Genomic DNA, 25,234 nt, shown 5'->3' with positions numbered 1-25,234 from the left:
CGGGCTCAATCCCCCGCTGCCACATCCACCACCTTCCAGCTGTCATCCGGGTCGAAGCGCTTCATCTCCTTGGCCAGCCTGTCGCCGTGTGGCCCGAGGTCTTTTTCGAACACCTGGCCGTCGTGGCTGATCATGAAGCTCATCACCCCGGTGTCGTCGTACCTGGCCGGCCAGGCGACCATGGCGAAGCCACGGCTCATCTGGTTGCCGATCAGGTAGCTGTAGGCGCCACCGGGGGCGGATGGGCCTTGTCCGTCAAGGATGCGGAAGTGGTAGCCATACCAGTCATCGCCAACCACATCCTGGCCGAACAGCGGCCCCAGCGGGCTGACTTGGCCGTCGCCATCGTCGTCCCAGTACAAGCCGTCATGCTTGCCAGGCTCACTGAAGATTTTCTGCGCGTACTCCAGGGCACCGTTGCCGTTGTGGTCCTGGGTGGCGTAGTCCATTTGCGCATCGTGATAGGCCAGCAGCGACTGCAGAACGCCGAGCTCGTTGCGGCCGATGCGCCGGGCGCGGATTTCGGCGCTGCCGGCCTTGAGGTCGAAGCGCCAGCCCTGGCTGCTTTTGGTCAAGGGTATGGGCAAGGTCCAGTGAGCGTTGCCCACCGCCAGGATGGCCTTGCCCTCGCCTGCCCTGTCGATACTGTGCTGCGCGTGATACTGCTGCAGAAACGTGTCCACGTCGCTGCGTTGCACACCGCCACGCGGAATGTAGGTGCGCCAGTCATCACCCAGCAACTGGGCCAGGCGGGCTTCATCAGCCTTCTGCACGCCCAGGGCCGCGACGAAGGACTCCACGGCCTGCTCCGGTGTCGGGAAGGCTTCCTGGGCAGCCGACACGCAAGCCCATGCCAAGCCTGCCGCAAGCAGCACTGCTGCAAAGGCTGAACATTTCATCGACGGCCTCCTGCGCCGCGACGCATTGGCGCACTGGGCCGGGAGATCTGGTGGCCGGCGGCGCGTGATGCATTGGGCCGCTGGGCAAACGACTGGCTGGTACGACCGCGGTTGGCCTGCAGGCTGGTGCGCGACGGCGAACCCACGCCGTCGAAGGCATTGTTACGCGCCCGGCCGGCGCTGTTGGCCGGACGGTTCTGTGCCACCTGCCGGCCTTGGGCATTGCGTGGTTCCTGGCGACGGTCAGTTGCTCTGGCATTGTCGCCACGGGGTTGCATGCGGTTGCCGATCGAATTGCCGGCCTGCGCCTCGCGCATTTGCTGGCGTGCCTGGCGGTTGTCGGCGGCCGGCCGTTCCATGCCGGCGCGGTCCATCGAGGCCCGGGCCTTGTCCCGGGCCTGCGCCCGCTGGGCGTCGTCGCCACGGAAGGCGGTGCGCTGGGTGGCGCCGTCCAGTTGGCGGCCATACTGCTGGCGGCTGCGCGCATCGCGGTAAGGCACCCCTTCGCGGTTGGCGGCATTGTGCTGCCATTTGTTCTGGTTGTTGGTGATGCGGTTGTTGGCGTTGATGTTGTTGTAACGGTTGACGTCTATGTCGATGTCATTGTTGCCCCAGTCGCAGTCGCCCCACAACGAGGCGACGACCGCCACGCCGGTACCGAAGGCCAGGCCGGCCACCAGCGCGGAACCGGCGTAGTACATCGGCGGCGGCGGGTAGTACACGGGCGGCGAGGCCGGGTAGGCCCAGGTACCATAGGTGGTGGTGGGGTTGTAACTGGGCACGTACACCACTTGCGGCTCGGCAGGCTGAATGATGATGGTGGATGGGGCGCTGCTGGAAGCCTGTGTTGCCGGGGCAGCCTGCACCGTCACGTTCTGGTACTGGTTGCTTTGCAGGTTGCCGGCCGCCTGTGCCTGGTGACGCAGGCGCTGTACCGCGCCCATGACATCGTCGGGCTGCGCCAGGAACGCATCACCCAGGCGCTGCACCCACGCCGGGTCCTGGCCCAAAGTCGCCAGCAGCTGCGGGAAGGCGACCAGCGCTTGTACGCTCGGGTCCCACGGCTGCTTCGCGACCTGTTTGACGGCGTCATCGCCCGACGCGTTGGGGTTGGCCTTGGACCAGGTCACAGCTTCGCTCACCTGCCCCGGGTAAGTGGCGGCCATCAATACCTGCGCCAGCAGCGGATCGGGGTACAACGCAACCGGCGCCAGCATCTGGTCCAGCTGCTCTTGAGTGAACACCGGGGTCTTGGCCGCGACCGTGCCGGTTTGCGGAGCTGGGTCGGGGGCTGGTACGTCTTGCGCCAGCGCAGGGCCGGGCGCGGCGTTCAGGCACATCAGCGCCGACAGCAAAGCAAACAATGGCATGCGCATCGCTTATCCCCAACAGGTCAGATCGCGTGGGTTAAGGGTAGCAATGGCGGTGCTTTTGACCAGCGGCGAGCGTGCAAACTTTTAGCACTGATGCTTGCGTCAATAGTGACTATCGAACAAGGCAATTTCTACTGATCGCCCCCGCTAAATAAGCTAGCTCCATCGATTCGAACCTGGCGAATCCCCTGCATTCCGGAGCTGCTCGATGAACACCAAGGCCCGCCTTTTCCTCACTGCCCTGGCCGCTACCAGCATTGCCGTACTGGCTGGCTGTGCCAATCACCCTGAACTGCGCACCTACAGCGCTGAAGAAACCCGCCAACTGCAACTGGAAGCGTTGCAGCGCCGCGGCCTGTCGCTGGACGACTACGAGCAGCAACGCCGGGTGATACAACATGCCGGCAACCTGCCCGTGGTGACCGAAGCCGCCGACGCAGACCCTTCGACCAAAGGCTGAGCGGGCCAGGCAAAGGTTCCCTCCTTCCACCTGCGCAGGTATCCTCTACCGCTCAACCGCAAGCCTTCCAGGACGGAGACCATGACCAGGCCCTTTCTGTTGCTGAGTGCTGCACTGCTGTTCAGCCCAGTGTTGATGGCCCAGCAGATAAAACGCGAACTGGGCGACTTCGACTTCACACTCGGCACCACACCCTCGCGCAGCATGGCCCAAGGCCTTATCTCACCCAGTGCCGTCGGCGCATTCCACGGTGGTCTCGACTTCAGCCACCCCAGTGGGTGGTACCTGGGCCAGTACGCCCCGAGCATGGGCGTCACCCCCAACTCGACCCTGCGCCTGGACAGCTACCTGGGCTACAAGCACCAATTCGACAACAGCCTGGGCTATGAAGTGGGGTTGATCCATTACAGCCAGCCGACTATTGCAGGCCCCGACAGCTATGCCCTGTACGGTGGCATCTCGCTGTTGGGCAATCGCTTCGGTGGCGCGCTGCGCGACAACCCGGATAACCGCACCGGCACCCTGTTCGCCGACTTCGGCGAACTGCCCCTGTTCGATGTCGACCTCACCGTCAAGCTGGCCCATCATCGCCTGGGCACGCCGTTCACCATTGGCGACGGCAGCCAGGTAAATGCCTTTTCCGACTGGTCGCTGGAACTGTCGCGGCCCTGGCTGGGCATCGACCTTAACCTGATCTACAGCAACTCCAATCTCAGTGGCGGCGGTTGCGATGCCTATTCGGGCATCAACACCTATTGCGACAGTGTGGTCACGCTCAAGGCGCAGCGCAGTTTCTTCTAACGCCGTGGTGCCAGCGCCAGGGCTATACCGCCCAACACCACCACACACGCGATCAGCAAGCGCAACGACAGCGGTTCGCCAATCAGGACAACACCGCCCAGTGCGGCAATCACAGGCACACTAAGCTGCATGGTCGCTGCTTGCTGCGCACTCACCTGCCTGACCACGCCGTACCACACGGCGTAGCCCGCACCTGAGGCCAGCACCCCGGAGCCCAAGGCATACAACAAACCCAGCAGCGTGAGGTGCGGGCCGGCGCCCAGCAACAGCACCGGTAGCAGCAGCGCCAGGCAAGGCAGGCTGCGGGCAAAATTGCCTGCCGTATCGGCCAGCGGCCTGGGCGAGCCCCTGCCCAGCAACGTGTACACGCCCCAGGCCATACCAGACAGGGCCATCAGCAAGGCACTGGCCAAGGGTGGCGCCGCTGCACCGGGCAACAACAGCACCAACAGGCCGGCAAAAGCAATCAACATGCCCAGCAGCATGCGGGCGGTGATGCGCTCACCTTTGTACCAGGCAAAGCCGAACATGGTGATCTGCACTGCGCCGAACAGCAGCAATGCCCCCGCACCTGCACCCAGCTGCAGGTATGCCGCAGAAAAAAGGAATGCGTAGAGGAACAGGGCCAAGCCACCGCGCCAACTGCCGCCAATGCCAAGCGCAGGTTTACGCAGGCGGATCAACAGCAGCAGAAACAACGCCCCACTGGCCAGGCGCACCACGGTAAACAAAGCCGGGTCGATGGCCCCGTCCTTCAGCGCCAGCCGGCAGAACACCGAGTTGGCGGCGAAGGCCATGAGGCTGAAGAGCGCCGGCCAGAACCAGGCCTTGGCCTTGCGGTCGGTCAGTGTGGTGGTGCCGGTGCTCATGGTGTGGTCACCTCTGAGGGAATATTGTTGTTATAGCGGCCATGCGTGTACCGATATACAACAAAGTGTTTCCAAGGGGCCACCGCCGCATCACTCAGCGCTAAAGCGCTGCCACCGCTTCGATTTCCACCAGCATGCCATCCAGCGCCAGCCGGGGTACCGGGATCAGCGTGCAGGCCGGTTTCATGTGCGGGCCCCAGGCCCTGTCGGCCTCAGCCACCCATTGGCGCAGGCGCGTTTCGGAGTGCTCGACAATCAGCAGTGTCAGCTTGAACACCTGGGCCAGGCTGGCGCCTTTGGACGCCAGGGCCAGTTCAAGGTTGGCCAGCGCCTGGCGGGCCTGTTCGGCGAACAGCGGGGGCAACTGGCCGTTGCTGTCTTCCCCGCCCTGGCCGGCGATGAACAGCAAGCGGCTGTCAGCGCGCACTTCGGCGACATGGGAATAGGCATTGCCACTGGGATCGTACAGGCCTTCAGGGTTGCTCAACTGAAATGCGGTTGATTGGGTCACGACAAGCCCTCACTCGGTTGGAAGAGTGGCGCAGTATCGGACCTTAAGTTAACTCGAGGTCAAGCGCGGGGTAGGACATTTCGCACAATCCATTGCCATGCTTGAACCACGCGTATGTTTGCGCCGCGGCCGGCAGGCAGTAGATTGCAAGACCCGGCATGGAGGCCTGTACGTCACAAGGAAAAGCGCATGAGCAATTATGATTTTCAGCTGGCCTATACCATCAAGCCGCACAACCCTGCCCACGATGAAGCCGATGCCGCGCAGGCACGCCTGCACCTGCGCGAGAAGCTCGGCCTGGACACCGTCGAGCAGATCGAAACCACCCTGCTCGGCATGATCACGCTTAAAAGCACCACCCTCGCAGACCGCAAGCGCGAAGCTGAAAAACTGCTGCACGATTACATCCACGAAGCGCTCAAACAGCTGCGGGTATTGTCGACCGTGAAATTCTACGGCTGCATGATGGTTGATGGGCTGGGCCCAGCCATTCGCTTCCAGATCCTGCCCAAGTGAACATCGACGGCATCAGGCGCCCCCACGCCAGATGCCGGAAGCCCTCATTTTTCCTGCAGGACCGCCCTGCCCTTCACCGCCCGCGGCCCGCGCCAGGCCCAGAACAACAGCCCCGGGAATGGTGCGTAGACGACAAACACAATCCACAGCATCTTGCGCTCGGCGCGCCGGTCACTGCCGATGATGTGCCAGATGGCCCAGATTTCCAGCAGGATGACCAAGGCTGCGATGATGATCCAGATCGTTCCTATTTCCATGAGCGCTCTCCCGTTTGGCATGTAATGCATTGGGTTACCGACAGCGTTGAGGGTTCAGATTGATTTGGCTACCAGTATGGCATTGCGAACCGTTGTAGGAGCGCGACCGCCCTCAATGCTGCGGCGCGTTCTCCAGCGCCGCCTTCAACGCCGCGGCATCGGCAAAAGAATGCTGGCTCACCAGTACACCCTCCCGCAGTTGCAACCACTGCACCTGGCCATCCTGCCCGGAATAACGGCTGGCCACGCGCCCTTCCCGGTCGAGCAGCACCCGGTAGTTGTAATCGCGCATGGCCGGAATGGCGAATAGCTTGCTGATCAGTGCCGGCATGCGCTGGATGTCGGCAACGAACACCGCATCACGCGCTTCCAGGTAGCCCCGGGGCTGCTCGCCCAGCGCCGCTTTGACCAGCTTGGCACCGTCCATGTCGCGGGCTACCAGCAGGATGTGCGTGCGGGTATCGAGGCTGTAGGCCTGGTCGTGCTGGTCGAGCAGCGTCCACGGGGCCAGCTTCTCGCCCGGTTCCAGGGCATTGGCCAGCAGCGGCAGCAGGCTGAACAACAGGGCAATGGCGTGCTTCATCAAGGGCGTCCTCAGTGACAGGGGGCAACATGGCGGCAATAGGCCAAGCCAGACAGGTTGCCTGAACACGACCTGAAATACGACACACCCACCCGGAACATTGTCTTTCCTCCGGCCACCCGCCACACTCTGCGAGCCAGCCAGGAAGCGGAGTCCAGAGTGCCCACGCCACGTCAGTTCAGCAAGAAGACCAGCACCAGCAACATGCTGCGGCTGAAATCCACCAGCGCCAATGCCCAGGCCCCCTATCGGGTTGATTTCGTCCTGCTCGAACATTTCTCGATGGCCAGCTTCACCGTGGCCATGGACGTGCTGGTCACGGCCAACCTGCTGCGCGCCGACAGTTTCCAGTTCACCCCGCTGTCGATGGATGGCGACCGGGTGACCAGCGACCTGGGTTTGGAACTGGTGGCCACCGAGCTGTCCGCCGGGGCGCTGAAAGATCTGGACCTGCTGGTGATCTGCGGCGGCTTGCGCACCCCGCTGAAGTACCCTGAACTCGACCGCCTGCTGGACGACTGCGCCGCCCACGGCATGGCCCTGGGCGGGCTGTGGAACGGTGCCTGGTTCCTTGGCCGCGCCGGGGTGCTGGACGACTATGGCTGCAGTATCCACCCCGAGCAGCGCGCCAGCCTGTCCGAGCGCAGCCCGCAAACCCGCATCACCCCTGCCAGCTTCACCCTCGACCGCGACCGCCTCAGCGCCGCCAGCCCCAATGGTGCCATGGAGCTGATGCTGGGCCTGGTACGCCGGCTGTATGGCGACGGGCTGGCCGAAGGCGTGGAGGAAATCCTGTCGTTCTCCGGCGCCCGCTACCGCCAGGTTGGCCCAGGGGCGAAGAAGTCCATGAGCCTGCACCTGCGCACCATCGTCGAGCTGATGGAGAACAACCTGGAGGAAACCCTCAGCCTCGACCAGCTGGCCGCCTACAGCGGGCGCTCGCGCCGGCAGATCGACCGCCTGTTCCAGGCTCAGCTGGGCACCTCGCCACGGCGCTACTACATGGAGCTGCGCATCACCAAAAGCCGCCGGCTGCTGCAGTATTCGGACTTGTCAGTGATGGAAGTGGCAGTGGCCTGCGGGTTTGTTTCTGTGTCGCACTTCAGCAAGTGCTATGCGGCGTACTTCGGCTACCCGCCGTCACGCGAGCAACGGCTGGGCGAGTAAGCGGCGTTCAGGCGCAGATATAGCGCAAGACGGCGTCACAGATCATGGCTTTGTGGCGCAGTTTGACCTGGTCATCAGACAGGTCGATCTGGAAGATCTCGCCAAAGGTGTGGCGGTTCGACACCCGGTAGAAGCAGAACGAGCTCATCAGCATGTGCAGGTCGATCACCTCGATGCCGGCGCGAAACACGCCTTCCTGCACGCCACGGCGCAGGGTGTTGCCCAGGGCTTCGAGCACCAGGCTGCTCATTTCGCGAATCGCCGGCGACTGCTTGACGTACTCGCCATAATGGATGTTTTCGGTGCAGATGATCCGCACGAAATCGACGTTGCGGTCATGGTGATCGAAGGTGAACTCGACCAGCCGGCGGATCGCCTGCTCAGCCGGTAACGACTCCAGGTCCAGGCTTTGCTCGGTTTTGCGGATATCGCCGTACAACTTCACCAGGCATTCGCAGTACAGCTGCTCCTTGCTGCCGAAGTAGTAGTAGATCATGCGTTTGGAGGTAGCGGTGCGCTCGGCGATGGCGTCGACGCGCGCGCCGGCCAGCCCTTGCTGGACGAACTCGTTGATGGCTGCCTGGAGGATGTCTTCGCGTGTTTTCTCGGGGTTGTTCTTGCGCGTTTTGCGCCCCCCTTCAGTTTCAGGCTGGCCAAGGCTCACTACGGAATCACTCATACCCACTCACAGGCGATTTATTGGAATACGGGGGATTATCCGCGAGCGCAGCCATGCAGGGAAGCACGCTGTTGGTCGGGTAGCCATAATGCATTGCGGGTGGCCGGCCTTGATATCGCGCCGTGCAACCCGCTAGCCTGCCTGCCCCTGCCCTGGATGGATCCTGCCTCATGCAACCGCGCGACCTCGCCGCCTATATGTTCCTGGCCATCGCCTGGGGCTTTTCGTTCCTGGTGTTGCTCAAAGTGGTGCATGCCTTTGGCTGGGTGGGCGCGGTCAGCCTGCGGGCACTGATTGCCAGCGGCACCCTGGCGGCCCTCGCAGCCCTGCTGGGCCGCCCACTGCGCCTGCGCCCGCTGCTGTTGCCCTTGCTGGTGGTAGGCGCGACCACGGTGGCCGGGCAACTGATCGGCATGTCGTACGCCACCCCACGCATCGGTACGGCGATGGCGGCGATTTTTGTCGCCACCATTCCGCTGTTCTCGATGCTGATCGGGCGGGTCTGGGGGCTGGAGAAAATAACCCCGCAAGGCCTGGCCGGGCTGCTGCTGGGCATTGCCGGCATCGCCATGTTGGTCGGTTTTCCGGCCCGCGCGGTCGATGACGACTTCATCCACGGCTGCATCGCCTCGCTGCTTGGCGCCATCAGTGCCGCCTACGGCAGCAACTACGCCAGCCTGCATCTGCGCGGCCAGGACCCGTGGACGGTCACCTGCGGCGCGTTCCTGGCTGGCGGGCTGCTGACCCTGCCGCTATTGCTGGTGGTACCGGTGCCCAGCTTGCCACAAGCAGGCGACTGGCTTTACCTGCTGATCAGCGGCGCAGTGATGAGCGCCACCACCTACGTGTTGTACTTCGGCCTGGTGGCACGGATCGGCGCCACCCGTGCCATCAGCGTGGAATTCGTGGTCACGCTGGTGGCGGTACTGGTGGGCGCCTTGTTTCTCAATGAAGCCCTCAGCCTGTTACAGGCGGCGGGTGGCCTGGTGATTCTGCTCGGCTGCATGCTGGTGCTGGGCCTGCTGCCAGCGCGCAAGCGGCGCCTGCCCAGCTAACGCTGGGCGGTGTCGTGCGCTGGTGGCGGCGTCAGGTGCAGCACGCGGTTACGCCCGCCTTCGGCCAACAGGTAGCCGCCCTTGCCGTCCGCCACGATCGACTGCGGCGCCTTGAGGAAGGTCAGCATGGTGTGCTGGACCCCGTCGGCACCGATCAGCAACAAACGTGCGCGGTGAGTGTTGTCTTCGCTGACCCACAGGCCACGCTGGTCACAGAACAGGAAGGTGGGGTTGCGCAGCCCGTCGACCACCACCGGGTCCTTGCCATCATCAGACAGGGCGCGAACCTTGCCATTGGCTTTTTCGGTGTAGAGCAAGCGGCCGTCGTTGCAGCGGGCGAGGCCTTCGGTTTCGGTCAGGCCGGAACGCAGCACATCAAGCTGGCCGCTGGCCCAGTCATAACGCATCAGGCGGCCATTGCCCTTGCGGTCTTCGATGGCATACAGGTGGTTGCCGTCATTCCACAGGCCCTGCACGCTTTCACCGTCGAACAGGTGGGTAACCTGGCCATCGCGGGCCAGGCTCACAGGCGCCTGACCGCCTTCCTGGCTGAACACCCATCCGCCTTGTGCCGCGACCATGCCATCGGGCTTGGAAAGATTGTCGACCACCACGACACGGTCGCCGGTCGCGGTGATCTTGAGGATGCTGCCGCGGCCATCATCCAGCTCGCGGCTGACCAGCAGGCTGCCATCCGCTTGCGGCAAAAGCGATGCGGCCTTGGCCACATCACGATGCAGCACCTCGACATCCCAGCCGGAGGCGGCCTGGACCGGGTAGAAGCTCTGCCATGCAAAGAAACCCAAGGTGGCGGTGAGCACGCCGGTAGTGGCGGTAAGGGCGATGCGGGTGCTGCGCTTGCGCAGGAATTGCGGCATGTAGGGCTCCTTGGAATGCCGGGGATGCTAGCAAGCGAATGTGAAAAAAATGTCGAAGAAGGCAAAGCGTTAAAAAACAAAAGGATATAAAAATAACAAAACAATCTAACGAAACGGAATATAAAAATTGAAAGCCAAACGCCACCTCCTTAGTCTGGGCGCATCGCTTCCCACCCGGTTTCAAGGAGCAAACCCATGTCAATCCGTACCTTCTCCCCGCTTCGTCGCCTGCTGATCGGCGGCCTGCTGGCCAGTGTCGCCAGTGCCCTGCTGCCCTGGTCCGAAGCATTGGCCAACGACGCCAAGACCCTGCGCATCGGTTACCAGAAGTTCAACAGCATCAACATCCTCAAAGGCAGCGGCGCGCTGGAAAAGGCCCTGGCCCCGCAAGGCGTCAAGGTCAGCTGGCACGAATTTGCCGCCGGCCCGCAGTTGCTCGAAGCCCTGAGCACCGGCGCCATCGACCTCGGCCACGCCGCCGACGCACCTTCGGTGTTCGCCCAGGCGGCCGGCAAACCGGTGGTGTACCTGGCCGCCGAGCAGCCTTATCCACGCGGCATCGGCCTGGTGGTACGCGAGCAGGACCATGTGGCCGGGGTGCAGGACCTGAAAGGCAAACGCGTAGCCACCGGCCGCGGCTGGAATGCCCAGTACCTGCTGGCCGTCGCGCTGGAACAGGCCGGCCTGAGTTACCAGGACATCACCCCCGCCTACGTGAACAATGCCGCCGATGCCGTGGCCGCCTTGCAGTCGGGTAGCGTGCAGGCCGTGACCCTGTGGGACCCGTTCCTCGCTGCGGCAGAAAGCCAGCCAGGCCTGAAAAACCTGCGTGACGGCAGCGGCCTGTCCAACAACCGCACCTTCTACCTGTCCACCGCCAGCTATGCCGACCAGCACCGTGCGCTGTTGAAAACCTTCTTTACCGAACTGGGCAAAGTCAGCCAGTGGGCCAACGCCAAGCCTGCCGAGGTCGCCGCACTGCTCGCCCCGCAGCTGGGCATCAACGCCAACGTGCTTGAGGTGGCCAGCGAGCGCCGTAACTACAACGCCGTGGCCATCACCCCGCAGATCGTCGCCGAACAACAAAAACTGGCTGACACCTTCCAGGGCCTGGGCCTGATTCCACACAAGTTGCAGGTGGCCGACGCGGTCTACCCGGCTTCCGTGTTGCCTTGACCGGAGCGCACTGACATGCCCCGCCCGATCCGCTTCAACGCGTTCAGCATGAACGCCGCCAGCCATCAGTCCCCCGGCCTGTGGCGCCACCCACGCAATACCAGTGTGGCCTTCAACCGCCTGAGCTACTGGACCGACCTGGCCCGCCTGCTGGAACGCGGCCTGTTTGACGCCCTGTTCATTGCCGATGTGCTGGGCATCTACGACGTCTACCAGGGTGGCCCTGATGCTGCCTTGCGCGGTGGCGTGCAGGTACCGGTGAACGACCCGCTGCTGCTGGTGCCAGCCATGGCCGGCGTCACTGAGCACTTGGGGTTTGGCGTCACCTTTTCGCTCACCTACGAGCACCCCTACCCCTTCGCCCGGCGCATGTCCACACTCGACCACCTGAGCAATGGCCGGGTCGGCTGGAACATCGTCACCGGCTACCTCGACAGCGCCGCCCGCAACCTTGGACTGGCGCGTCAGCTGGGCCACGACCAGCGCTACGACCTGGCCGAGGAATACCTGCAGGTGCTGTACAAGCTGTGGGAGAAGAGCTGGGACGACGACGCGGTGCTGCTGGAGCGCGACAGCGGGCGCTACATCGAGCCAACCCGGGTGCACCCTATCAACCATGTGGGCGAGCACTTCCAGGTACCAGGCATGCACCTGTGCCAGCCGTCACCGCAGCGCACGCCGGTGCTGTTCCAGGCCGGCGCTTCGGCACGCGGCCAGCAGTTTGCCGCGCGCCACGCCGAATGCGTGTTCATCAGCGGCCCGACCCCCACCGTGTTGCGCCGTTACGCCGACGGCATTCGCCAGGCCAGCGAAGCCGCCGGGCGAGGTCGTGATGAAGTGCTGATCTATGCCCAGGCGTTGTTGATCGTCGCCCCTACAAAGGAAGAGGCCGAGGCCCGCTTCGCCGAATACCGTCGCTATGTCGACCTGGATGCTGCCCTGGCGCTGCTGTCGGGCTGGACCGGCATCGATTTTGGCGGCCTCGACCCCGATGCGCCCATCGAATACGTCGAAAACGACGCCGGCCGCGCCGCCCTGGCCGCGTTTACCGCCGCCGACCCGAACCGCCGCTGGACTGTACGCGAGGCCGCCGAGTTCGTTGGCCTGGGTGGTCGCGGCCCGGTACTGGTAGGCGCTGCCAGCGAGGTCGCCGACCAGCTGGAAAGCTGGCTGGACAAGACCGGCATCGACGGTTTCAACCTGACCTACGCCGTGCAGCCGGACGACCTGGCCAACGTGGTCGAGTTGTTGGTGCCCGAGCTGCAACGCCGCGGCCGCTACCCGTCAGGCTACGCCGAAGGCACCCTGCGCCACAAACTGTTCGGCCAAGGCGATCGGCTGCCGGAACAGCACGCCGGACGCCAGGTAGACATTCAGCGATCAAATACCGGGTATTCCAACATTTAATTTGTGGATAGCGCGCGCTCGACCCTATTCTGTTGCCACATCCCCTGCGCCGCACCGGCCGGTGCGGTTCACGGCACGGGGAGAGAACAACAAGTCGAGATTGTCCATGTCGAACCATTCGTACTTCGCCCCCCACGGTGGGCACCCAGCTCAAACCGAGCTGCTGACTGACCGTGCCATGTTCACCGAAGCCTATGCCGTCATCCCCAAGGGCGTGATGCGTGACATCGTCACCAGCCACCTGCCGTTCTGGGACAAGATGCGCATGTGGGTCATCGCCCGCCCGCTGACCGGTTTTGCCGAAACCTTCTCCCAGTACATCGTCGAGCTGGCCCCGGAAGGCGGCAGCGAGCGCCCTGAGCTGGATCCTAACGCCGAAGCCGTGGTGTTCATCGTCGAAGGCGAGCTGGACATCACCGTTGAAGGCAAGCACCACACCCTGGTACCAGGCGGCTACGCCTTCCTGGCCCCGGGCGCCGAGTGGAGCCTGCGCAACAACAGCAAGTCCAACGTCACCTTCCACTGGCTGCGCAAGCACTACCAGAAAGTTGAAGGCCTGGACGTACCGGAGTCGTTCGTCACCCACCGCGACAACGCCACCGTCATCGAGATGCCGGGCACCGAAGGCCGCTGGAAAACCACCCGCTTCGTCGACATGGCCGACATGCGCCACGACATGCACGTGAACATCGTCACCTTCCAGCCGGGCGGCGTGATCCCGTTCGCTGAAACCCACGTGATGGAACACGGCCTGTACGTGCTGGAAGGCAAGGCGGTGTACCGCCTGAACCAGGACTGGGTCGAAGTGGAAGCCGGCGACTTCATGTGGCTGCGCGCCTTCTGCCCGCAAGCCTGCTACGCCGGCGGCCCAGGCAACTTCAGCTACCTGCTGTACAAAGACGTGAACCGTCACGTGCACCTGACGCTGAACCCTAAGCGCTAAGCTCAGGCTGATGCCCGCAAGCCCGCCAACCTGGCGGGCTTTCTGTTTGCCGCGCATACTTAAACATCCATCCCCCGCGCGGTACCAGCCATGAACCGCTGCCTGCTGCTCGCCGCCCTGCTGCTGTGCGCCCCTGCCCTGGCTGCCGATGACTGGAACCTGGCTTATGACCGCGAAGGCATACGCGTGTACCTGCGCGGCGCGGATGACTCGTCCTACCAGCAATTTCGTGGTGTGAGCACCATGAAAGCGAGCGTACGCACCCTCACCGACCTGCAAGAGAACCTGCGCGTAGCCTGCAAATGGCTGTACGCCTGCGACCAGATGCGCCTGCTGGAGGTGGATGGCGCCAATACCTGGGTGTACCTGACCACCAACCTGCCGTGGCCGACGATGCCGCGGGACATTGTGCTGAAAGTAACCAGCGAACGCCTGGACGACGGCACCTTGCTGCGGCGCCTGAGCGCCGAGCCCGACAGGATCCCCAAGGTTGAAGGCCTGATCCGGGTGCAGCATCTGAGCGGTGAGTGGCGTATGAAACCACTGGGCGAACGCGAGACGGAGGTGACCTACCAGTTGCAGGCCGACCCTGCTGGCGATGTGCCCGGCTGGCTGGCCAACCGGTTCGTGGTGGATGCACCGGTGGTAACGTTGCGGACGTTGCGGGCGGTTGCTGAACGCCAGCCTTGAGGTGTCTCGCCGGCAAGCCAGCGCCCACAGGTACAGCGCAAATCTTGCGACTCGCGCAGTCCAAGTGGGAGCTGGCTTGCCAACGATGGGCTGCGCAGCAGCCCCATGGTCCTATGTAGCAGTCGCTGTCTGCGGTTGCGCAGAAGCCTTGGTCCTGCGTCGATAGGCCAGCAACAGGCCCGCATACCACAACGGCATCACGTACAACGCCGTGCGGGTGTCCGGTTCCAGCGCCAGCAGGCACAGCACGAAAATCAGGAACAGCTGCGCCAGCGCGGCGGTGACCTTGCCGCCGGGCAGCTTGAACCTGGACTGCTCATGCGCCTGCGGATTCTGTCGGCGGTAAGCGAAATAGGACAGCAGGATCAGCGACCAGGTAACGATGATCATCACCGCGGAAATGGTCGACACCAGGGTGAACACGGTCATCACTTCCGGGATCACGAACAGCAACGTCAACGCAATCGCCATGCACACCCCGGAAAACACCAGCGCCCGCACCGGCGTCCCCGAGCCGGACAGGCGCCCGAACGCCGTCGGCGCCTGTTGTTGGTGCGACAGGCCGTAGAGCATGCGCGAGCCCGAGTAGACGCCACTGTTGGCCGACGAGGCCGCAGAGGTCAGCACCACGAAGTTGATGATGCCAGCAGCAGCGGGCAACCCGCCAAGCAGGAACAATTCAACGAACGGGCTGCGGTTGGCCGGCACATTGGCCCAGGACACCACACTGATGATGCACACCAGCGAACAGATGTAGAAAAGCAGGATACGCACGGGGATGGTATTGATTGCCTTCGGCAGGGTCTTCTCGGGGTCTTTGGCCTCCGCCGCTGCGGTGCCGATAAGCTCGGTGCCGACGAAGGAGAAGATAGCGATCTGGAACCCGGCGAGGAAGCCAAGGATGCCATGCGGCATGACCACGCCAGGCGCCACCAGGTGGCTGAACGACGCCGTCACCCCGCCCGGCGAGGTATAGGAAGTGGCGACCATCACCAGGCCGGTTACCACCAGCAGCACGATGGCGACGATCTTGATCAGGCCGAACCAGAACTCCACCTCACCAAAGGCCTTCACCGCCAGCATGTTCAGGCCCAGCAACAGGAACATGGTGGCGAAAGCCGGTAGCCAGGTAGGCACATCGGGGTACCAGTACTGCACGAACCCTGCGACCACCACCACGTCGCCCACCGCCGCCACCACCCAGCTGAGCCAGTACGACCAGCTGAGAATGTAACCGGCCCGTGGCCCCAGGTAGTTGTGCACCAGGTCGGCGAACGATTCCATCTGCAGGTTGGCCAGCAGCATCTCGCCCATGGCGCGCATGATGCAGAACACAAAAAAACCGATGATGGCGTAGACGAGGATGATTGAAGTGCCAGACAGCGCAATGATCTTGCCCGAGCCCATGAACAAACCGGTACCAATTGCGCCACTGATCGAAATAAGCTGTATGTGTCGGTTTTCCAGCCGTCGCTTGAGCGCTCGGCCCTCTTGCGGAGCAGCGCTTTGCGCATTGCACGTTTGATGCATAGTCGACCTCTTATTCTTTTTTGGTAAAACTTCAGCGCCCCGCGCCGCACCATTTAATTGGCACTAAGGTGCAAGCTCCCTGTCATTGAAAATGATAAAAGCGCAGGTAATAACGAAAACGCACACTTACGCCCGACGCAACTTCGCTGCGGGCTTTTTTATTGTTTGAAACGCACCTTGGGTGGTGCGCCTTGTACCGTTGCACGAAAACAGTTTCATTCTGCCAGTGGCCCGGGCCAAGCGGAACGCTACAGAATGCGCACAGCCAAAGGGATTTTTTGCACTGTGGAAAGCCTGGGTGGCAGTTTGCGCAATGCGCCTGTCAAAATGCCTGACCCAGCGGTCACATCTTGTAGGTGGAGAGCAGGATGCTGGTCTCGGTATTCTCGATGTGCGGGATGGAGCGAATGGTGTTCAGCGCCCTGTCGAACGCTTCAAGGGTGTCGGCGCGCAGCTCTGCCATCAGGTCCCAGCGGCCATTGGTGGTGTGAATGGCCACCACGTTGGGGTGCCCACGCAGCGCGTGCTTGACCTCTGCGGCGTGGTGGCCGCTGATGCCGATGCTGGTGATCGCCCGCACGCCCTGATCCAGCGCATCGGAGCGCAAGCGTACCGTGTAGCCGATGATCACGCCCTGCTCTTCGAGGCGGGTGATGCGGTTTTGCACCGTTGCCCTGGCCACCTTGAGTTTTTTTGCCAAGGTCAGCACGGGGGTACGTGCATTGTCCCGCAACAGCGCAATCAGTTCCCGATCGATAGTGTCCATATGCCTGCCAAATAATCAGATTGCTACTTTGGGGTGGCAGATTGTCTAGAAAGTTGGCGAAACTGGCAACCTGCATTCTTCCTGTTGACGCAACCTTTCATCAAAATGTTCGAGCCGGCGACACTTCGATAATCCTAAGCGCTCACCCTGCAATATCCACAGGGCAGCGCACAATAACAAGGTGCAAGAGCATGACGTATTTCATTGATGTTCCAACGATGTCGGACTTGGTGCACGACATTGGCGTAGCGCCGTTCATAGGTGAACTGGCTGCAGCCATTCGTGAAGACTTCAAACGCTGGCAGGAGTTTGATAAATCCGCACGGGTTGCCAGCCATTCGGAAGTGGGTGTGATCGAACTGATGCCGGTCGCCGACAACAGCCGCTACGCCTTCAAATACGTCAACGGCCACCCGGCCAACACCGCGCGTGACCTGCATACCGTGATGGCCTTCGGCGTATTGGCCGATGTCGAAACCGGCTACCCGGTGTTGCTGTCCGAACTGACCATTGCCACCGCCCTGCGCACTGCGGCTACCTCGCTGATGGCAGCCCAGGCACTGGCCCGACCGAACTCGCGCAAGATGGCGCTGATCGGCAACGGCGCGCAAAGCGAATTCCAGGCGCTGGCCTTCCACAAGCACCTGGGCATCGAAGAAATCGTCGCCTACGACACCGACCCGCTGGCCACCGCCAAGCTGATTGCCAACCTCAAGGAATACAGCGGCCTCACCATTCGCCGGGCCGGCTCGGTGGCCGAAGCGGTGAAAGGCGTGGACATCATCACCACGGTCACTGCCGACAAGGCCTACGCCACCATCATCACCCCAGACATGCTCGAACCCGGCATGCACCTGAATGCCGTGGGGGGTGACTGCCCGGGCAAGACCGAACTGCACGCCGATGTGCTGCGCAACGCCCGGGTGTTCGTCGAGTACGAGCCGCAAACCCGTATAGAAGGTGACATCCAGCAGCTGCCCGCTGACTTCCCGGTGGTTGACCTGTGGCGTGTGCTGCGCGGCGAAACCGAAGGGCGTCAGTCTGACAGCCAGGTCACCGTATTCGACTCGGTAGGCTTCGCCCTGGAGGACTACACCGTACTACGTTACGTACTACAGCAGGCCGAAAAGCGCGGCATGGGCACGAAGATCGACCTGGTGCCATGGGTGGAAGACGACCCGAAAGACCTGTTCAGCCACACCCGCGGCCGCGCTGCCAAAAGCCGCATCCGACGCGTTGCCTAACCCCGCTTCCTACCCGGTACTTCCAGATGGCATTCCCAGCGCGTTCGATTCAAGCACCTGCAGCAGTGGTCATGGTCAGGCCACATGCATTCACCCCCAACCCGGAAACCGCAGCCGACAACTCATTTCAGCGCAGCAACCCCAGCCTCGCCGCACAGGCGCTCGCAGAGGTTGCCCGTGATGAAGTCACCCAGGCCGTCGGCCGCCTCGAGGCCGAAGGCGTGCGCGTACACCTGTTCGACGATTTTGGCGAGCACAACACCCCAGACTCGGTGTTCCCCAACAACTGGTTCTCGACCCACCCCGGAGGACATATCGCGATCTACTCGATGTACTCGCGCAACCGCCGCCGCGAGCGGCGCGCCGATGTGATCGAGATGCTCAAGCATGAGTACCGCGTGCAGGATGTAATCGATTATTCAGGGCTGGAGCAGGACGAGCTGTTCCTCGAAGGGACCGGCGCCATGGTATTCGACCACCTGTCGCGGGTGGCTTACACCGCGCGCTCCAACCGTGCCGACCCGATTGCCCTGGAGCGCTTCAGCACGCACTTCAACTTCGAGCCGATGGTATTCGACACTGCCGACGAGCAAGGCACGCCGATCTACCACACCAACGTACTGATGTGCGTGGCGACCGAGTTTGCACTAGTGGGTTTTGGCACGTTCACCAACAAGGCGCGGGCCGAGGAAGTGCGCATGCGCCTGATCGAATCGGGCCGCGATGTGATTGACCTGAGCAACCAGCAGATCAGCCAGTTTGCCGGCAATGCCATCGAACTGTCCGGGCGTGACGGGCGTATTCTGGCGCTGTCACGCAAGGCCTTCGACAGCCTGACCAGCGAGCAACGCCGGCGCATCGAGCGTTCGGCGCGGCTGGTGCCACTGGACGTGCCGACCATTGAGATGGCCGGCGGCTCGGTGCGCTGCATGATTGCCGGCATTCACCTGTCGCCACGCCTGGCGGCGGCTTGCGCCTGACCATCCACCCTCGGCCGACTCGATCTCCTGTGGGAGCGGCCCTGCCGGGGCGCCCCCACAAAGACCGCGTCAGTTCGTAAGGCCGTGTCAGATCCCGCCGCCCGCCAGCAGTTGCGTCATGACCTCGGCCAACGCCTTGACCATCACATCCGCCGTCGGCCGGTGGACGATGACGATTTCATAGCTGTCGACCTCCGGTAGCCCCTGCCCGGCCCCCAGCACCCGGTGCTCACCCGTGGCCGCCCTTGGTGGCAGCAGGCTGATGCCCATGCCATCGGCAACTGCCGCCTGGATACCGCTGAGGCTGGAACTGGTGAAACTGATGCGCCAGCGCCGGCCCATGCTTTCGATAGCGTTGATCATGTCCTCGCGGTACAAGCCGCGCGGCGGGAAGGTAACCAGCGGGATCGGGTCCAGCTCAAAGGCGGGGGTGCGCGCACTGTCGATCCATTGCAGGCGCTCGGGCCAGCAAGCCACGCCCTCCCGGGTGTTGCGCCGCTGCTTGAGCAGCACCAGGTCGAGTTCACCGTTGTCGTAGGCCTGGCTGAGGTCGCGGCACAGGCCGCTGGTCACTTCCAGTTTCACTTGCGGGTGCAGCCGGCTGAACGCCGACAGCGCATTGGTGGTGCGCCCGCCAACGAAGTCCTCGGGCACGCCCAGGCGTACGGTGGTGCCAACCATCGCCCCGGCCAGGGCTTCGAGCATCTGGTCATTCAGCGCCAGCATGTGCCGCGCGTAGCCGAGCAAGGTCTGCCCGGCGTCGGTCGGTAGCACATCGCGGTTACCCCGCACCAACAGGCGATGGCCGACCATGTCTTCCAGGCGGCGTACCTTCTGGCTGATGGTCGACTGGGTCGAGTGCAGGCGCGCCGCCGCCGTGGTGAAGCTACCGCAATCGGCCACCACCACAATGGCGCGTAGCAGGTCGAGGTCGAACAGGGCTCTATTCGATTTCACGCTGATAGGCATCTTGGTATTCAACTGCTGAATGGCAAGACTGCGTTCTATCACGGCTAGTCGCCAAGGGCCACACCTTCCCGCCGAGGGTCGGCGCCACCGGACCAGCCATCGCCGCTGCGCTGGATGATCTGCATGCCGCTGGTCATGGTCATCGGCGTGACCTCATGGCCCCAGGCTGCCAATTGGCGGATCAGCGATTGGCTGGCCAGCCCGGCTTCCACTTCAGTGCCGGCATTGCGGCTGCCGAAGTTGGGCAGGCCGGCCGCCTGCTGCGGGTCGAGCTGCCAATCCAGCAAGCCGATCAGCGCCTTGTTTACGTAGCCAATGATCTGCGAGCCCCCTGGCGAACCAAGGCTGGCCACAAACTCGCCAGAGGCTCGCGAAAACACCAGCGTCGGCGCCATCGCTGACAGTGGCCGCTTGCCCGGCTGCACCCGATTGGCCACAGGCTTGCCGTGCTCCCGGGGGATGAACGAGAAGTCCGTCAGATGGTTGTTGAGCAGGAAGCCCTTGACCATCAGGTGCGAACCGAACGCGGCCTCCACCGAGGTGGTCATGGCCAGTGCCTGACCATTGTCATCCACTGCGCTGAGGTGCGAAGTGGAAATGCGCAAAGGCGAGCGATCGGGTGCCAGGGCCAGGTCGGCGCCTTGCGGCTGGCCAGGGCGAGCGCGCTTCATGCTGTGCTCGCCGATCTGCGCTGCTCGGCGGGCCAGGTAGGCGGGGTCGGTCAGGGCCTTGACCGGGACCGGCACGTAATCACTGTCGGCCAGGTACTGAGCGCGGTCGGCGTAGGCCAGGCGCTCGGCCTCGGCGATCAGGTGCACGGCCAGCGGCGGTGCCTCCAGGCCTGCCAGGGATGCGCTCGCCAGCGGCCGCAGCGCCGCCAGGTCGCGTTGTGGCGTGGCGCGCTGCACGGCTTCAAGCATGCCCAGCGTCTGCAATACCGTCACCCCACCCGACGAGGGCGGCGGCATGCCGCAGATACGCCAGGCTTTGTAGGTGCCGCACACCGGCTCGCGCTCTTTGGCGGTGTACTGCTCAAGGTCCTGCAACGACAGGTAACCGGCATTGGTATGGCTGCGCACCTTGGCCACGATGGCCCCGGCGATTTCACCGGTGTAGAACGCCTGGGGCCCGTGCGCGGCAATCTGCTCGAACGTTTGCGCAAGTTCGGGGTTGCGCAACCTCGTGCCCACCGGCAGCGGCTTGCCGTTTTTATCCAGGAAGTAGCGCGCCATGGCCGGTGACCGGGCGATATACGGGTCGCCCGCCACCAAGGTGTGAAGGCGTTCGGAAACGGGGAAACCGTTACGTGCCAACGCGATGGCCGGGGCAAAGAGTTGCTGCCAAGGCAGCTTGCCGTGCTGCTCGTGAGCCAGTTTCAGCGCGCGCAGTACCCCCGGCACACCCACTGAGCGCCCGCCGATCTGCGCCGACCTGAACGGCATCGGTGATCCATTGGCTTGCAAGAACAGTTGTTCCGTTACCTGCGCCGGGGCTGCCTCGCGGCCGTCGAAAGCCTGAACACGTTTGCCGTCCCAGTAGAGGATAAAAGCCCCACCACCGATGCCGCTGGATTGCGGCTCTACCAAGGTCAGCACCATTTGCATGGCGATGGCCGCGTCGATGGCGCTGCCACCGTCACGCAGCATCGCCCGCCCCGCTTCGGTGGCCAGCGGGTTGGCAGCGGCGGCCATATGCCGGCTGGCGCGCACCGGCTGCAGGCCAGTGCGGTAGCCGGAGGCCAGTTCGGGGGGCGCGGGCAACACTTGCTCGGCACAGGCCCACCCACTCGCGATCGCCAGGCACAGCGCGCTCATCAGCGGTGTGGAGAACTTCATCGTTTTGCTTCCTGCTTTGTCTATTCAGCAGACCACTGTCGGTCATGCGCAAACTTAACTTCAAGACTTTGTGCGTTTTTTCTAGGATGCAGGCAGGTCAATCAGGAGCCACCCCATGTGTAGATCACTGACAACCATGCTGTTCGCCCTGCTCACCAGCCTTGCCGCCCACGCCGAGAACACCACCATGGACAACCGCCTGCACAACGCCGCCCGCCAGGACGACGTGCGCACCCTGCAACAGTTGCTGGCAGAAGGGGCCCGGCTGGAAAGCCGTGATGAGCAAGGGCGCACTGCCCTGCTGGTGGCCACCCACGGCAACCAGGTGGCGGCGGCGCAAGCACTGATCCAGGCCGGTGCCGACGTGAACGCCAAAGACAATATCGATGACAGCCCTTATCTGTATGCCGGCGCCCGAGGCCTGAACGATATCCTGCGGCTGACCCTGAGCCACGGTGCCAACCTCAGGAGCACCAACCGCTACGGGGGGACTGCGTTGATCCCGGCGGCCGAGCGTGGGCATGTCGAGACCGTGCAGATGCTGATCGATGCCGGGGTGGACGTGAACCACCTGAACCGCCTGCACTGGACCGCGCTTATGGAGGCAGTGATCCTGGGGGATGGCGGACCGCGGCATGTGGAGATTGTGCGCCGGCTGCTGGCGGCGGGGGCGGACCGGCAGATTGCCGACAAGGATGGGGTCACCGCGCTGGAGCACGCGCGCCAGCGAGGGTATCGGGAGATGGAGGCGTTGCTGGCCCAGTAGGCAAGGTTTGCATGACACGGGCTTCGCCCGTGATCGCCGGCAAACCACACATTGGCCGCATCGTATTCAAGTCATGTGCAGTGCCTGTGGGACCTGGCTTGCCGGCGATGGGGCCAGGCCAGGCAGCACAGAACCTCAGCCCACTTCTTCGTACGGCAGCCCCACATAGTTCTCGGCAATGTTCAGCAAGCCCGCCGGGGAGTTCAGGAAGTACTCGCGGTCAGCCTCCTGCATCTTCTGGTCCCAGGCATCCTTATGGCTACCGAAGTCATGCAGCAGCTGGGTCATGAACCAGCTGAAACGCTCGCCTTTCCATACCCGGCGCAGGGCCAGCGGCGAATATTGCTGAAGCAGGTCGGTACGACCTTCGCGGTACACCTTGACCAGAATGCGGTAGAGATAGTTGACGTCCGAGGCTGCCAGGTTCAGGCCTTTGGCACCGGTGGGTGGGACGATGTGCGCAGCGTCACCCACCAGGAACAGGTGGCCATACTGCATGGGTTCGACCACCAGGCTGCGCAGCGGCGCAATGCTTTTTTCCAGCGCTGGGCCAGTCACCAGATCGGCCGCTACTTCAGCGGGCAAGCGGGCTTTGAGTTCGTCCCAGAAACGCTCGTCAGACCACGCTTCGACGCGGTCCTGCAAAGGTACCTGCAGGTAGTAGCGGCTGCGTGTCTGCGAACGTTGGCTGCACAACGCGAAGCCTCGTTCGTGGTGGGCATAGATCAGCTCGTGATTGACCGGCGGTGTGTCCGACAGCAGGCCCAGCCAGCCAAATGGATAAACCCGCTCGTACTGCTTCAGCACGCCCTCGGGGATGCTCTGTCGCGAAACGCCATGGAAGCCGTCACAGCCAGCGATATAGTCGCAGTCCACCCGGTGCACGCGGCCATCTTTTTCGAAGGTCAGATACGGCTTCTCGCCCTTAAGCTCATGCGGCTGGACATTGCCGGCGGAATAGATGATCGGTGCACCTGTGGCTTCACGGGCCTGCATCAGGTCACGGGTGACTTCGGTCTGGCCGTACACCATCACCGTCTTGCCACCTGTCAGGGCTTTGAGATCCAGGCGTTGACGGCGCCCGCCAACCAGCAGCTCGACACCTTCGTGCACAAGGCCTTCACGATCCATACGCTCGGCTACACCTGCTTCGCGCAGCAGATCGACCGTGCCTTGCTCCAGCACACCGGCGCGGATGCGGCCAAGTACATACTCGGGCGTCTGGCGCTCTACGATGACGTTATCGATACCGGCCTTGTGCAGCAGTTGGCCCAGCAGCAGGCCAGACGGGCCTGCGCCAATAATTGCAACCTGAGTTTTCATTGTTGTTGTCTCTGTTCGGACGATGCCGGCCCTGGACTGGCAGTGGGGCGGCATCTGCTGTTAGGGTTTGCCCCTGCATTTTTACTGGCAAAAAATGCCCATTAAGTGTGCTATTCCATGAATAACCTGCACTTTTACAAAAATCGTTCGATTAACGGACAGGCTTGCCCGCATGAAATCCACCCTCCCCGGCGTCCCGTTGTTCAAGCTGTATGGTGAAAACACGGCCTGGCCCGGCACCGACCTGCTGCACTGCGAGTCCATCCCGGCGCGTAGCCGTTTGCACCACTGGGAAATCAAGCCGCATCAGCATGCCGAACTGTTCCAGCTCCTTTACGTACAGCGCGGCCAGGCCCAGGTTGAGGTCGAAGGCGTGCGCAGTGCCCTCGGCGAGGCGGCGATCCAGGTGGTGCCGCCGATGACCGTGCATGGCTTTCGCTTCAGTGCCGATATCCAGGGGTATGTGCTGACCTTTGGCACCGCACTGGTGGCGAACCTGGAACAGCGCCTGGGCGCGCCCCTGACGGTGCTTGCGAAACCGGCGTGTTACCCGCTGGGCCAGGACCGCGTGCACCTGCGCAGCCTGATCAGCACCTTGCAGCAGGAATACCAGGGCAATGCCCCCGCGCGGGCGGCCATGCTCGAAGCGCTGGTGACCGCGCTGATGGTGTGGATCACCCGCCGCCAGCAGCTGGGGCAAGCGCCGCGAAATCGGGATGAGCGTGACCGCCAGTTGTTGGGGCAGTACCTGCGACTGGTCGAAGCGCATTACCGCGAGCACCTGTCGATGGAGGACTTCGCCGCGCGGCTGAATATTCCGAGCCTGCAACTGAACCAGTTGTGCCGGGCGCTGAGTGGGCAGACTGCGCTGCAGGTGCTGCACCAGCGTTTGTTGCTGGAGGCGCGGCGCAACCTGATTTACACGCGGATGAGTATCGGGCAGCTGTCGGACAGCCTGGGGTTCACCGACCCGACGTACTTTGCCCGGTGGTTCAAGCGCTTGAGTGGGCAGACGCCCAATGGCTATCGTCGGGCGGTGCAGCCGGAATGAAATGTGGTTACCTGCACCGGCAACACGCATCTTCAGCCCCTGCTTGACGTATACGTCAACCTGCAGTCAGGATAACCGCATACCCCACGCCGAGCCCCAGCATGAGCACCCAGACCTACAGCATCTCCGACCTGTCCCGCGAGCTGGACATCACCACCCGTGCCATCCGTTTCTATGAGGAGCAGGGCCTGCTGAGCCCCGAACGCCGAGGCCTGGAACGTATCTACACGGCGCGCGACAAGGTCAGCCTGAAGCTCATCCTGCGCGGCAAGCGCATCGGCTTTTCGCTGGCCGAGTGCCGCGAGCTTATCGAGCTGTACGACCCCACCAGCGGCAACCTCAAACAGCTCAACAGCATGCTGGCGAAAATCGCCGAACGGCGCGCCCAGCTGGAACAGCAGATGCTCGACATCCACCAGATGCAGCTGGAACTGGACACCGCCCAGGAGCGCTGTGAACAAGCCCTGGCCGCCACCCTGAACAACAAAGACAACCGCTGAACGCCA

27 protein-coding genes are annotated in these 25,234 nt (G+C 63.2%); 14 read left to right on the top strand and 13 right to left on the bottom strand.

Annotated features, from left to right (window positions below):
* Window positions 1–5: 5 nt before the first annotated feature.
* Together MRBLPB4O_RS12620 and MRBLPB4O_RS12615 are read right to left on the bottom strand one after the other, a co-directional pair.
* Complete coding sequence (locus tag MRBLPB4O_RS12620) at window positions 6–899, bottom strand: DUF2950 domain-containing protein (protein WP_341798699.1); 894 nt, start codon at window positions 897–899, stop codon at window positions 6–8.
* Complete coding sequence (locus tag MRBLPB4O_RS12615) at window positions 896–2,275, bottom strand: DUF3300 domain-containing protein (RefSeq protein ID WP_341798698.1); 1,380 nt, start codon at window positions 2,273–2,275, stop codon at window positions 896–898. The genes MRBLPB4O_RS12620 and MRBLPB4O_RS12615 overlap by 4 nt, the downstream gene beginning before the upstream one ends.
* A gap of 205 nt (window positions 2,276–2,480) precedes the next feature.
* On the opposite strand from MRBLPB4O_RS12615, the gene MRBLPB4O_RS12610 reads away from it, so the two are divergent.
* Together MRBLPB4O_RS12610 and MRBLPB4O_RS12605 are read left to right on the top strand one after the other, a co-directional pair.
* Entirely contained in the window at window positions 2,481–2,732 is a 252-nt protein-coding gene (locus MRBLPB4O_RS12610; RefSeq protein ID WP_341798697.1) for a hypothetical protein, read from the top strand.
* A gap of 81 nt (window positions 2,733–2,813) precedes the next feature.
* On the top strand, window positions 2,814–3,533 hold the full coding sequence (locus MRBLPB4O_RS12605) for a TorF family putative porin (protein ID WP_341798696.1): 720 nt from the start codon (window positions 2,814–2,816) through the stop codon (window positions 3,531–3,533).
* Here MRBLPB4O_RS12605 and MRBLPB4O_RS12600 read toward each other — a convergent pair.
* Window positions 3,530–4,402, bottom strand: coding sequence for a DMT family transporter (locus tag MRBLPB4O_RS12600; protein WP_341798695.1), 873 nt, complete (start codon window positions 4,400–4,402; stop codon window positions 3,530–3,532). The two genes, MRBLPB4O_RS12605 and MRBLPB4O_RS12600, sit on opposite strands and share 4 nt — an antisense overlap.
* A 100-nt stretch (window positions 4,403–4,502) precedes the next feature.
* Complete coding sequence (locus MRBLPB4O_RS12595; RefSeq protein WP_341798694.1) at window positions 4,503–4,913, bottom strand: RidA family protein; 411 nt, start codon at window positions 4,911–4,913, stop codon at window positions 4,503–4,505.
* 189 nt (window positions 4,914–5,102) lie between these two features.
* On the opposite strand from MRBLPB4O_RS12595, the gene MRBLPB4O_RS12590 reads away from it, so the two are divergent.
* A complete protein-coding gene (locus MRBLPB4O_RS12590; RefSeq protein ID WP_341798693.1) occupies window positions 5,103–5,429 on the top strand; it encodes a hypothetical protein in 327 nt (108 codons plus the stop codon).
* Between the two features lie 44 nt (window positions 5,430–5,473).
* Here MRBLPB4O_RS12590 and MRBLPB4O_RS12585 read toward each other — a convergent pair whose 3' ends face one another.
* Both MRBLPB4O_RS12585 and MRBLPB4O_RS12580 read right to left on the bottom strand, forming a co-directional pair.
* Window positions 5,474–5,686 carry a PLDc N-terminal domain-containing protein gene (locus MRBLPB4O_RS12585; RefSeq protein ID WP_016499394.1) on the bottom strand — a complete coding sequence of 71 codons (213 nt, stop codon included), beginning with the start codon at window positions 5,684–5,686 and terminating at the stop codon, window positions 5,474–5,476.
* A 112-nt stretch (window positions 5,687–5,798) separates the two neighbouring features.
* Complete coding sequence (locus MRBLPB4O_RS12580) at window positions 5,799–6,269, bottom strand: FAD/FMN-containing dehydrogenase (protein ID WP_341798692.1); 471 nt, start codon at window positions 6,267–6,269, stop codon at window positions 5,799–5,801.
* Window positions 6,270–6,428: 159 nt separating this feature from the next.
* On the opposite strand from MRBLPB4O_RS12580, the gene MRBLPB4O_RS12575 reads away from it, so the two are divergent.
* Window positions 6,429–7,436 (top strand): GlxA family transcriptional regulator, encoded by a 1,008-nt coding sequence (locus tag MRBLPB4O_RS12575; protein WP_341798691.1) that lies wholly within the window; start codon window positions 6,429–6,431, stop codon window positions 7,434–7,436.
* 7 nt (window positions 7,437–7,443) lie between these two features.
* Here the strand turns inward: MRBLPB4O_RS12575 and MRBLPB4O_RS12570 are convergent, their stop codons facing one another.
* Entirely contained in the window at window positions 7,444–8,115 is a 672-nt protein-coding gene (locus MRBLPB4O_RS12570; RefSeq protein WP_016499391.1) for a TetR/AcrR family transcriptional regulator, read from the bottom strand.
* A gap of 170 nt (window positions 8,116–8,285) precedes the next feature.
* Between MRBLPB4O_RS12570 and MRBLPB4O_RS12565 the strand changes: the two genes are divergently transcribed.
* Window positions 8,286–9,170 (top strand): DMT family transporter, encoded by an 885-nt coding sequence (locus MRBLPB4O_RS12565; protein ID WP_341798690.1) that lies wholly within the window; start codon window positions 8,286–8,288, stop codon window positions 9,168–9,170.
* On the opposite strand, the gene MRBLPB4O_RS12560 is transcribed toward MRBLPB4O_RS12565, so the two are convergent.
* A complete protein-coding gene (locus MRBLPB4O_RS12560; RefSeq protein WP_341798689.1) occupies window positions 9,167–10,048 on the bottom strand; it encodes a hypothetical protein in 882 nt (293 codons plus the stop codon). The two genes, MRBLPB4O_RS12565 and MRBLPB4O_RS12560, sit on opposite strands and share 4 nt — an antisense overlap.
* 195 nt (window positions 10,049–10,243) lie before the next feature.
* Here MRBLPB4O_RS12560 and MRBLPB4O_RS12555 point away from each other — a divergent pair, with 195 nt between their 5' ends.
* The 4 genes from MRBLPB4O_RS12555 to MRBLPB4O_RS12540 all read left to right on the top strand — a co-directional run bounded on the left by MRBLPB4O_RS12555 (window position 10,244) and on the right by MRBLPB4O_RS12540 (window position 14,264).
* On the top strand, window positions 10,244–11,224 hold the full coding sequence (locus tag MRBLPB4O_RS12555; RefSeq protein ID WP_341798688.1) for an aliphatic sulfonate ABC transporter substrate-binding protein: 981 nt from the start codon (window positions 10,244–10,246) through the stop codon (window positions 11,222–11,224).
* A gap of 15 nt (window positions 11,225–11,239) precedes the next feature.
* On the top strand, window positions 11,240–12,631 hold the full coding sequence (locus MRBLPB4O_RS12550) for an LLM class flavin-dependent oxidoreductase (protein ID WP_341798687.1): 1,392 nt from the start codon (window positions 11,240–11,242) through the stop codon (window positions 12,629–12,631).
* A 106-nt stretch (window positions 12,632–12,737) separates the two neighbouring features.
* Window positions 12,738–13,574, top strand: a complete 837-nt coding sequence (locus MRBLPB4O_RS12545; protein ID WP_016499386.1) for a bifunctional allantoicase/(S)-ureidoglycine aminohydrolase — start codon at window positions 12,738–12,740, stop codon at window positions 13,572–13,574.
* A gap of 90 nt (window positions 13,575–13,664) precedes the next feature.
* On the top strand, window positions 13,665–14,264 hold the full coding sequence (locus MRBLPB4O_RS12540) for an START domain-containing protein (RefSeq protein WP_028613046.1): 600 nt from the start codon (window positions 13,665–13,667) through the stop codon (window positions 14,262–14,264).
* 111 nt (window positions 14,265–14,375) lie between these two features.
* Here MRBLPB4O_RS12540 and MRBLPB4O_RS12535 read toward each other — a convergent pair whose 3' ends face one another.
* Complete coding sequence (locus tag MRBLPB4O_RS12535) at window positions 14,376–15,794, bottom strand: amino acid permease (protein ID WP_341798686.1); 1,419 nt, start codon at window positions 15,792–15,794, stop codon at window positions 14,376–14,378.
* A 343-nt stretch (window positions 15,795–16,137) separates the two neighbouring features.
* Window positions 16,138–16,560: an Lrp/AsnC family transcriptional regulator gene (locus MRBLPB4O_RS12530; RefSeq protein ID WP_016499380.1), complete on the bottom strand. Its 423-nt coding sequence runs from the start codon at window positions 16,558–16,560 to the stop codon at window positions 16,138–16,140.
* 191 nt (window positions 16,561–16,751) lie between these two features.
* On the opposite strand from MRBLPB4O_RS12530, the gene MRBLPB4O_RS12525 reads away from it, so the two are divergent.
* Both MRBLPB4O_RS12525 and MRBLPB4O_RS12520 read left to right on the top strand, forming a co-directional pair.
* Window positions 16,752–17,804, top strand: coding sequence for an ornithine cyclodeaminase (locus MRBLPB4O_RS12525; RefSeq protein WP_049276789.1), 1,053 nt, complete (start codon window positions 16,752–16,754; stop codon window positions 17,802–17,804).
* A 71-nt stretch (window positions 17,805–17,875) separates the two neighbouring features.
* Window positions 17,876–18,784, top strand: coding sequence for an arginine deiminase-related protein (locus MRBLPB4O_RS12520; protein WP_341798685.1), 909 nt, complete (start codon window positions 17,876–17,878; stop codon window positions 18,782–18,784).
* Between the two features lie 87 nt (window positions 18,785–18,871).
* Here the strand turns inward: MRBLPB4O_RS12520 and MRBLPB4O_RS12515 are convergent, their stop codons facing one another.
* Window positions 18,872–19,753, bottom strand: a complete 882-nt coding sequence (locus MRBLPB4O_RS12515) for a LysR substrate-binding domain-containing protein (protein ID WP_341798684.1) — start codon at window positions 19,751–19,753, stop codon at window positions 18,872–18,874.
* A 44-nt stretch (window positions 19,754–19,797) separates the two neighbouring features.
* Window positions 19,798–21,588 carry a gamma-glutamyltransferase gene (gene ggt, locus MRBLPB4O_RS12510; RefSeq protein ID WP_341798683.1) on the bottom strand — a complete coding sequence of 597 codons (1,791 nt, stop codon included), beginning with the start codon at window positions 21,586–21,588 and terminating at the stop codon, window positions 19,798–19,800.
* 115 nt (window positions 21,589–21,703) lie between these two features.
* On the opposite strand from ggt, the gene MRBLPB4O_RS12505 reads away from it, so the two are divergent.
* Window positions 21,704–22,354 carry an ankyrin repeat domain-containing protein gene (locus tag MRBLPB4O_RS12505; RefSeq protein ID WP_341798682.1) on the top strand — a complete coding sequence of 217 codons (651 nt, stop codon included), beginning with the start codon at window positions 21,704–21,706 and terminating at the stop codon, window positions 22,352–22,354.
* 135 nt (window positions 22,355–22,489) lie between these two features.
* Here the strand turns inward: MRBLPB4O_RS12505 and pobA are convergent, their stop codons facing one another.
* Window positions 22,490–23,677 (bottom strand): 4-hydroxybenzoate 3-monooxygenase, encoded by a 1,188-nt coding sequence (gene pobA / locus MRBLPB4O_RS12500; RefSeq protein ID WP_341798681.1) that lies wholly within the window; start codon window positions 23,675–23,677, stop codon window positions 22,490–22,492.
* A gap of 172 nt (window positions 23,678–23,849) precedes the next feature.
* Here pobA and MRBLPB4O_RS12495 point away from each other — a divergent pair, with 172 nt between their 5' ends.
* A complete protein-coding gene (locus tag MRBLPB4O_RS12495; protein ID WP_341798680.1) occupies window positions 23,850–24,728 on the top strand; it encodes a helix-turn-helix domain-containing protein in 879 nt (292 codons plus the stop codon).
* Between the two features lie 101 nt (window positions 24,729–24,829).
* Window positions 24,830–25,228, top strand: a complete 399-nt coding sequence (locus MRBLPB4O_RS12490; protein WP_016487404.1) for a MerR family DNA-binding transcriptional regulator — start codon at window positions 24,830–24,832, stop codon at window positions 25,226–25,228.
* The last annotated feature ends 6 nt before the right edge of the window (window positions 25,229–25,234 follow it).

Source organism: Pseudomonas sp. LPB4.O, assembly GCF_038383825.1.
In the GTDB taxonomy this organism is placed as follows: domain Bacteria; phylum Pseudomonadota; class Gammaproteobacteria; order Pseudomonadales; family Pseudomonadaceae; genus Aquipseudomonas; species Aquipseudomonas putida.
Note: the sequence above shows the minus strand (reverse complement) of the source record. Positions and strands in the feature narration are given on the sequence as shown.

Bases quoted from the DNA above. Each gene is read 5' to 3' on its own strand.
- MRBLPB4O_RS12620 (WP_341798699.1), bottom strand. From the start codon at position 899: ATGAAATGTTCAGCCTTTGCAGCAGTGCTGCTTGCGGCAGGCTTGGCA.
- MRBLPB4O_RS12615 (WP_341798698.1), bottom strand. From the start codon at position 2,275: ATGCGCATGCCATTGTTTGCTTTGCTGTCGGCGCTGATGTGCCTGAAC.
- MRBLPB4O_RS12610 (WP_341798697.1), top strand. From the start codon at position 2,481: ATGAACACCAAGGCCCGCCTTTTCCTCACTGCCCTGGCCGCTACCAGC.
- MRBLPB4O_RS12605 (WP_341798696.1), top strand. From the start codon at position 2,814: ATGACCAGGCCCTTTCTGTTGCTGAGTGCTGCACTGCTGTTCAGCCCA.
- MRBLPB4O_RS12600 (WP_341798695.1), bottom strand. From the start codon at position 4,402: ATGAGCACCGGCACCACCACACTGACCGACCGCAAGGCCAAGGCCTGG.
- MRBLPB4O_RS12590 (WP_341798693.1), top strand. From the start codon at position 5,103: ATGAGCAATTATGATTTTCAGCTGGCCTATACCATCAAGCCGCACAAC.
- MRBLPB4O_RS12585 (WP_016499394.1), bottom strand. From the start codon at position 5,686: ATGGAAATAGGAACGATCTGGATCATCATCGCAGCCTTGGTCATCCTG.
- MRBLPB4O_RS12580 (WP_341798692.1), bottom strand. From the start codon at position 6,269: ATGAAGCACGCCATTGCCCTGTTGTTCAGCCTGCTGCCGCTGCTGGCC.
- MRBLPB4O_RS12570 (WP_016499391.1), bottom strand. From the start codon at position 8,115: ATGAGTGATTCCGTAGTGAGCCTTGGCCAGCCTGAAACTGAAGGGGGG.
- MRBLPB4O_RS12565 (WP_341798690.1), top strand. From the start codon at position 8,286: ATGCAACCGCGCGACCTCGCCGCCTATATGTTCCTGGCCATCGCCTGG.
- MRBLPB4O_RS12560 (WP_341798689.1), bottom strand. From the start codon at position 10,048: ATGCCGCAATTCCTGCGCAAGCGCAGCACCCGCATCGCCCTTACCGCC.
- MRBLPB4O_RS12555 (WP_341798688.1), top strand. From the start codon at position 10,244: ATGTCAATCCGTACCTTCTCCCCGCTTCGTCGCCTGCTGATCGGCGGC.
- MRBLPB4O_RS12550 (WP_341798687.1), top strand. From the start codon at position 11,240: ATGCCCCGCCCGATCCGCTTCAACGCGTTCAGCATGAACGCCGCCAGC.
- MRBLPB4O_RS12545 (WP_016499386.1), top strand. From the start codon at position 12,738: ATGTCGAACCATTCGTACTTCGCCCCCCACGGTGGGCACCCAGCTCAA.
- MRBLPB4O_RS12540 (WP_028613046.1), top strand. From the start codon at position 13,665: ATGAACCGCTGCCTGCTGCTCGCCGCCCTGCTGCTGTGCGCCCCTGCC.
- MRBLPB4O_RS12535 (WP_341798686.1), bottom strand. From the start codon at position 15,794: ATGCATCAAACGTGCAATGCGCAAAGCGCTGCTCCGCAAGAGGGCCGA.
- MRBLPB4O_RS12530 (WP_016499380.1), bottom strand. From the start codon at position 16,560: ATGGACACTATCGATCGGGAACTGATTGCGCTGTTGCGGGACAATGCA.
- MRBLPB4O_RS12525 (WP_049276789.1), top strand. From the start codon at position 16,752: ATGACGTATTTCATTGATGTTCCAACGATGTCGGACTTGGTGCACGAC.
- MRBLPB4O_RS12520 (WP_341798685.1), top strand. From the start codon at position 17,876: ATGGTCAGGCCACATGCATTCACCCCCAACCCGGAAACCGCAGCCGAC.
- MRBLPB4O_RS12515 (WP_341798684.1), bottom strand. From the start codon at position 19,753: ATGCCTATCAGCGTGAAATCGAATAGAGCCCTGTTCGACCTCGACCTG.
- ggt (WP_341798683.1), bottom strand. From the start codon at position 21,588: ATGAAGTTCTCCACACCGCTGATGAGCGCGCTGTGCCTGGCGATCGCG.
- MRBLPB4O_RS12505 (WP_341798682.1), top strand. From the start codon at position 21,704: ATGTGTAGATCACTGACAACCATGCTGTTCGCCCTGCTCACCAGCCTT.
- pobA (WP_341798681.1), bottom strand. From the start codon at position 23,677: ATGAAAACTCAGGTTGCAATTATTGGCGCAGGCCCGTCTGGCCTGCTG.
- MRBLPB4O_RS12495 (WP_341798680.1), top strand. From the start codon at position 23,850: ATGAAATCCACCCTCCCCGGCGTCCCGTTGTTCAAGCTGTATGGTGAA.
- MRBLPB4O_RS12490 (WP_016487404.1), top strand. From the start codon at position 24,830: ATGAGCACCCAGACCTACAGCATCTCCGACCTGTCCCGCGAGCTGGAC.